This is a genomic window from Micromonospora wenchangensis, assembly GCF_002210435.1.
In the GTDB taxonomy this organism is placed as follows: Bacteria; Actinomycetota; Actinomycetes; order Mycobacteriales; family Micromonosporaceae; genus Micromonospora; species Micromonospora wenchangensis.
Map to the genome: position 1 here is coordinate 1 of NZ_MZMV01000125.1, position 5,959 is coordinate 5,959.

Consider the following 5,959-nt stretch of genomic DNA (forward strand, 5'->3'; position numbering starts at 1 on the left):
CCCGCCCGTCGAGGCTCCCCAGTGGACGCGACGCGGGTTGCCGGCTCTGATATCCGGGGCCGGGCAGGGGGAGCGGGAGCGACGCCGGCAGGGGCTCTCGGGGGGCCTGAGCTGACGGGGGCGGGGGCCCGGCCGCGGGCGGGGGATCGACGACGCCGGGAGGTGTCCCACGCGCGTGCCGGAACAAAAGGGCGCGCCCCGATCGCCTGCCACGGGGGAAGCGGGCGATTGGGGCGCGCAAGGAGAGCTTAACCACGTTGTGCCACCGGCACAACGGGTCGACTTGGGTCAGATTTCCGACCGATGCATCGCGCGGCAAATGGTTTACATCTAGCATCTAACGGACGGTCACGACCCTCGTCCGAACGACGGGCCGGGCGGTCGACCGAACACCCGGCGTGCCGACTGGTCGATCCCGTGGTCGAGACTCCCACCGCCGCACCCCGGTGGGGCTCCACTATGGATCTCACTACACTTCGCCCGGTGATCAACACGAGACGACGATCGACGGCCGTCCTGATCGGAGTGTTGGCGGCGACCACGCTGACCGGCCCCGCACCCGCCCGCGCCGAAGGCGAGGAACCCACCGAACCGCCCAAGGTCGAGCTGGTGCTCGACGTCAGCGGCTCGATGCGGGCCAACGACATCGACGGACGCAGCCGGATCTCCGTCGCCCAGCAGGCGTTCAACGAGGTGGTCGACGCGCTGCCCGAGGAGACCCAGCTCGGCATCCGGGTGCTCGGCGCGACCTACCGGGGCAAGGACAAGGAACAGGGCTGCCTGGACACCCAGCAGATCGTGCCGGTCGGGCCGGTGGACCGGACGGCGGCCAAAGCGGCCGTGGCGACCCTGCGACCGACCGGCTTCACCCCGGTCGGGCTGGCCCTGCGCTCCGCCGCCAGGGACCTCGGCACCGGCACGACCGCCCGCCGGATCGTGCTGATCACCGACGGCGAGGACACCTGCGCCCCGCCCGACCCGTGCGAGGTGGCCCGGGAACTGGCCGCGCAGGGCACCAAGCTGGTGGTCGACACGCTCGGCCTGGCCCCGGACGAGAAGGTCCGCCGGCAACTGCTCTGCATCGCCACCGCCACCGGCGGCACCTACACGGCGGCCCAGAGCGCCGACGAGCTGACCGGACGGATCAAGCAGCTCGTCGAACGGGCGAAGGACACCTACACCGCCGCCCCGACCGTCGTCACCGGCCGGGGGGAGTGCGCGGACGCGCCACTGCTCGCCCCCGGCGTCTACTCCGACCGGGAGTCGTTCTCCGAGCACCGGTGGTACCGGGTGCCCGTCCGGCCGGGGCAGGAGTTGCGCGCCTCGGTCAGCGTGGCGCTCGACCGCCCGGTGAACCCCGACCACGCCGTGCTGCTGCGGGCCACCGCCACCGACGGGCGGGAACTGGTCCGGGGCGTCGACGCCGGCAGCGGCCGTACCGACGTGGTGTCGGCGGGGCTGCGCTGGTCACAGACGGAGGACGGGGCGTCACCGAGCCCGTCGGCGACCGACGCGCCGGTGCCGGCCACCACGGTCTGCCTGGTGGTCAGCAACGCCTTCGCGCCGCGTCCGGGGACCCGGGCCGAACCCGGCATGCCGGTCGAGCTGACCATCGACGTGGTCGCCTCGTCACCCGCACCGGCCGCACCGGACCTGGGGCGCGGCTGGGTGCTGCTGCTCCTGCTCACCCTGGCCGGCCTGCTCACCGGCCTGGTCGTCGGACTGCTCACCCGCTGGTGGGTGGCGACGTGGAGGACGAACTGATGCGTACCCCGATCATCCGGGGCGGCGCGGCACTGGCCGCCGTCGGCCTGACCCTGCTCGCCGCCCCGGCCCCGGCCACCGCCGCGCCCACCCCCTCCCCCGGGGCCACCCCGGTCACCCGGGCCGGGACGTCGTTCCTGACCGCCACCGGCATCACGGCCGGCCAACCGGTCCGGGTCGACGCCTCCACCGGCGACTTCCTGTACTGGTCGTTCCCCGCCTCAGCCGGGCAACGGCACGAGATCAGCGCGACGGTGTCGCTGCCCAAGGCCCGCACCGGCGCGTCCACCTGGACGGTGGAGGTGTTCGACGGGCTGCGCCGCCGGCAGGCGTGCACCGCCGGGGCGCAGACCCCGACGGTGGCCGCCTCGGCGGGCAGCGTGGCGCTGGGCTGCACACTGCGGCAGGTGCGCTCCTGGGCGGAGCCGTGGTCGGCCGACCCGCTGCCGGGCACCTATTACATCCGGCTGTCGGTGACCGACCTGCCCGAGGCCGACCTGGGGCAGCCGGTCGACGTCGAACTGCTGCTCGCAGCCGACGGCGAGGGTTCCCGCGACGACGGTGAGCTGAAGGCGCCGCTGGTGCCGAACACCCGGGCCGGTGCGGTGCTGACCGGCGACCCGGCGGCGGCCCCCGCCGAGGCCGACGACGACTGGTTCGACGGCGACTGGCTGCCCGCGCTCGGCTCACGCTGGGCGTGGAGCACCGTCGGTGGCGCGCTCGCCGCCATCGCCGGGGTGGTCGGTTTCGCGCTGACCCGCCGGCCCCGCCGCCCCTGACCCGCCCGGTGCCCGGTCCCCGCCGGACGTGGCCGCCGCCGCGCCGGAGGGGACCGGGCCGCCACGGGACCCTGCCGTGTCGCCCGGTTGCGGTACGTTCACCAGCCATGGCCGTTGGTCCGCACACCGGGCGGACCGGGCGTGGTCGTACCGGAAAGGGGTGGGTTGATGCGTGACCTGCTGCCGGCGGCCGTCTCGGTGGCGGTCGCCGGGACCGCCGACTGGGTCGGTGAGCTGCTCCCGGAGGAACAGGCCGGACTGAGCGAGCGGGCGGTGGAGCGGCGTCGGCGGGACTTCACCGCCGGTCGGGTCTGCGCCCGACGGGCGATGACCGCCCTCGGCCTGCCGGCCACGCCGGTGCCCACCGCGCCGAGCCGGGCACCGGTCTGGCCCGCCGGGCTGATCGGCACCATCACCCACACCCGCGACTACTGCGCCGCCGCGGTCGCCCGCCGCGCCGACCTGCGCGCGGTCGGCATGGACGCCGAACGGCAGCGCGACCTCAACCCGGGGGTACGCCGGATGATCCTGCACCCCGAGGAGGAGGACCGGCTGGCCCGGCTCCCCGGCGGGGTGAGCTGGCCGATCGTGGTGTTCAGCGCCAAGGAGACCGTCTACAAGGTCTGGCACCCGGTGGTGGGCTCCTGGTTGGACTTCCTGGACGCCACGGTCGACCTGGACCCGGACGCGGGGGTCTTCACCGCCCGGATCGCCCCGGCCCGGGTGTCGGCGGCCACCGTGGCGGACCCGCCCACCGTGGTCACCGGCCGGTTCGCGGTCGAGGACGACCTGGTGCGTACGGCAGCCGTGCTGCACCTGCCCTGACCCGTTGCCGCCACCCCAGCTTCCCCGAGTGCCGACCGTCGAACGAGGAGTACGGTGAACCAGCCCCAGCCCCCCTACGGGCCCCAGGACCCGCACCAGCCGCCCCCTGGGCAGTATTTCCCGGTCGACCCGACCGCCCCGCCACCCCCGGTCCCCGACCCGCCCTACGCCGACCCGTACGCCCCGCCGTCGCCGTACGCGCCGCCGCCGGTGTCGGGGGCACCGCAGCCGTCGTACGAGCCGGGGGGCACGCCGCCGGTCTCCGGTGCGGGCTACCCGCCGGTGTCCGGCGCCGGCTACCCGCCGGTCTCCGGCGGTGGGTATCCGCCGCCCGGCGGGGGTTATCCGCCGCCGCCCGGTGCGGGCTATCCGCCGCCGCCCGGTGGGCCCGGTTATCCGGTGGGTCCGGCGAAGCCGGCCGGTTCGTCGGCCAGGAACGTCTGGATCGTCGTCGGCCTGGTGGTCGCCCTGGTGGTGCTGCTCTGCTGCGGCGGCATCATCGCCCTGGCGGTCGCCGGCGGCAGGCAGGCCGACGACGCGGCCCGGGAGTTCGAGCCATCGCCGCCCACCCCCGGTGTCACGGCGGCACCGGGGCTGCCCGCCGACCCGCCGTCGGCGGCGCCGACGTCCACCGACGAGGCGTTCAACCTCAGGGCCGGCCAGACGCTGGTGATCAGTGACGACGACGGCACCATCGAGATCACCGTCCGGAGCTTCAGCACCTCGACCAAGGGCTGCCGCTCGTTCGCGCCGCCGCCGAACAAGGGCATGTACCTGATCGCCGACGTCACCGCCACGGTGACCAAGGGCACCTCGTCGATCAACCCGTTCTACTTCCAGTGGGTCGCCGACGACGGGACCACGGTGAACGGCCTGGCCGGGGCGTTCTCCGGCTGCGGTGGTGACCTGCTCGACTCGGGCAGCGGCATCCCGGCCGGCAGCAAGCGTGCCGGCTCGGTGGTGTTCGACGTGGCCGACAAGAACGGCGTGGTCGAGTACCAGCACAAGTTCAAGGCGGCCGGTTCCTGGAAGCCCTGATCACCGCCGCGTGCGACGGGCCGGTCCCCGGTGCGGGGGCCGGCCCGTCGGTGTCGCGGGGGCCGGGATCGCTGCCGTGCCTTGAATCGGGTCCGGCACCGGCGGATGCTTGACGCATCGACCCCCAGCGATCGATTTGGAGGTGGGGGATGCGTCGTCTCTCGCTCGTCGCCCTGGCCCTGGCCGTCACCCTGCTGCCGGCGACCCCGGCCGCCGCCGACCCCGGCCTCACCCGGCCCGCCGCCGCCCGACCCGACGCCAGCGGCCCACCGGTCGCGGCGGAACTGGCACAGGTACGCACGGTCGGCACCGCGTGGGGCCCGGACCCGGCGACCGGGCGGCCGACGCTCACCGTCGACGACACCGTCGCACCGGAACAGGTACGCGCGCTGCGCGCCCTCGCCGCGCGGGAAGGCGCGGAGCTGCGCCGCGAACCCGGCCGGCTGCGCATCCTCATCGCCGGAGGGCAGAGCATCTACGGTGGTGGTGCCAAGTGCTCACTGGGCGCGAACGTGCACAGTGGCAGCACCTACTACTTCCTCACCGCCGGCCACTGCACCGCCACCGCCACCACCTGGTACGCCGACAGCGGCCAGACGAGCGTGCTGGGCACCCGGACCGGCAGCAGCTTCCCGGTCAACGACTACGGCCTGGTCCGCTACACCGCCAGGGTGAGCCACCCGAGCGCCGTCTACACCTATCCGGGGCTGCTCACCCTCAACGGCGTCGGCACCGCGTACGTGGGGCAGGCGGTCTGCCGCAGCGGCGCCACCACCGGCGTGCGGTGCGGCACCGTCACCGCCCTCAACCAGACCGTCAACTACGCCGAGGGCAGCGTCACCGGGCTGATCCGCACCAACATCTGCGCCGAGCCGGGCGACAGCGGCGGCCCGCTCTACGTCGCCGCGACCGGGGTGATCATCGGCATCCTCTCCGGCGGCAGCGGCAACTGCACCAGCGGGGGCAGCACCTACTACCAGCCGGTCGCCGAGATCCTCGCCGCCTACGGCGTCACCCTCCCCTGAGCGGCCCCGTCGACCCGGGTTACATGATCAAGGGCGGGTCTCCCGTTGGGGAGACCCGCCCTTGATCATGAACTTCCTGGTGGAGCTGAGGGGATTCGAACCCCTGACCCCCTCGATGCGAACGAGGTGCGCTACCGGACTGCGCCACAGCCCCTCCGCCGGTGGACCGGCTTCGGTCCCACCCGGCTTTCACCGGGCGGGCCGGCGCCAAGACTAACAGCCCACCCGCCCCCCGGGCGAATCACCCCTCCCGCCGCGCCCGCCGACGATCCGCCCGCGCCCGTGGGCCCAGGTAGCGGCATCAGGCCGCCCGGAAGCCGCTGTTTCGGCCCAGGCGAGTCGATCGCCGGGGCACCCGGCCCGGCGGGGCACCCGGGCGGGGTCAGCGGGGGTCGCGGCCGGACTGGTAGGGGCGGCCACGCAGGCCACCGGAGCGGCGGTAGGACACCGAGCCGCCCCCGCTGGCCGCCGCCGGCAGGTCGGTCGGCCGGTCCAGGCCCATCGCGGTACGGCGTACCGCCTCACGTT

At 74.5% G+C, this 5,959-nt stretch carries 5 protein-coding genes, 1 tRNA gene and 1 pseudogene; 5 read left to right on the forward strand and 2 right to left on the reverse strand.

Translation table 11 applies throughout. The features are described from left to right. The first annotated feature begins 483 nt into the window (after window positions 1-483). From B5D80_RS32375 to B5D80_RS32395, 5 genes are all read left to right on the forward strand, one after another. Window positions 484-1,764: a VWA domain-containing protein gene (locus B5D80_RS32375; RefSeq protein WP_088647726.1), complete on the forward strand. Its 1,281-nt coding sequence runs from the start codon at window positions 484-486 to the stop codon at window positions 1,762-1,764. Next, on the forward strand, window positions 1,764-2,543 hold the full coding sequence (locus tag B5D80_RS32380; RefSeq protein ID WP_088647730.1) for a peptidase: 780 nt from the start codon (window positions 1,764-1,766) through the stop codon (window positions 2,541-2,543). The genes B5D80_RS32375 and B5D80_RS32380 overlap by 1 nt, the downstream gene beginning before the upstream one ends. 168 nt (window positions 2,544-2,711) lie before the next feature. After that, window positions 2,712-3,368 (forward strand): 4'-phosphopantetheinyl transferase family protein, encoded by a 657-nt coding sequence (locus B5D80_RS32385; protein ID WP_088647727.1) that lies wholly within the window; start codon window positions 2,712-2,714, stop codon window positions 3,366-3,368. Window positions 3,369-3,422: 54 nt separating this feature from the next. Then, a complete protein-coding gene (locus B5D80_RS32390) occupies window positions 3,423-4,406 on the forward strand; it encodes a DUF4352 domain-containing protein (RefSeq protein WP_088647728.1) in 984 nt (327 codons plus the stop codon). A 149-nt stretch (window positions 4,407-4,555) separates the two neighbouring features. Beyond that, entirely contained in the window at window positions 4,556-5,431 is an 876-nt protein-coding gene (locus B5D80_RS32395) for a S1 family peptidase (RefSeq protein ID WP_088647729.1), read from the forward strand. Between the two features lie 77 nt (window positions 5,432-5,508). Here the strand turns inward: B5D80_RS32395 and B5D80_RS32400 are convergent. After that, a tRNA-Ala gene (locus tag B5D80_RS32400) sits at window positions 5,509-5,585 on the reverse strand. A 228-nt stretch (window positions 5,586-5,813) separates the two neighbouring features. Continuing rightward, window positions 5,814-5,959, reverse strand: a pseudogene (locus B5D80_RS35190) (divisome protein SepX/GlpR); the annotation flags it as partial.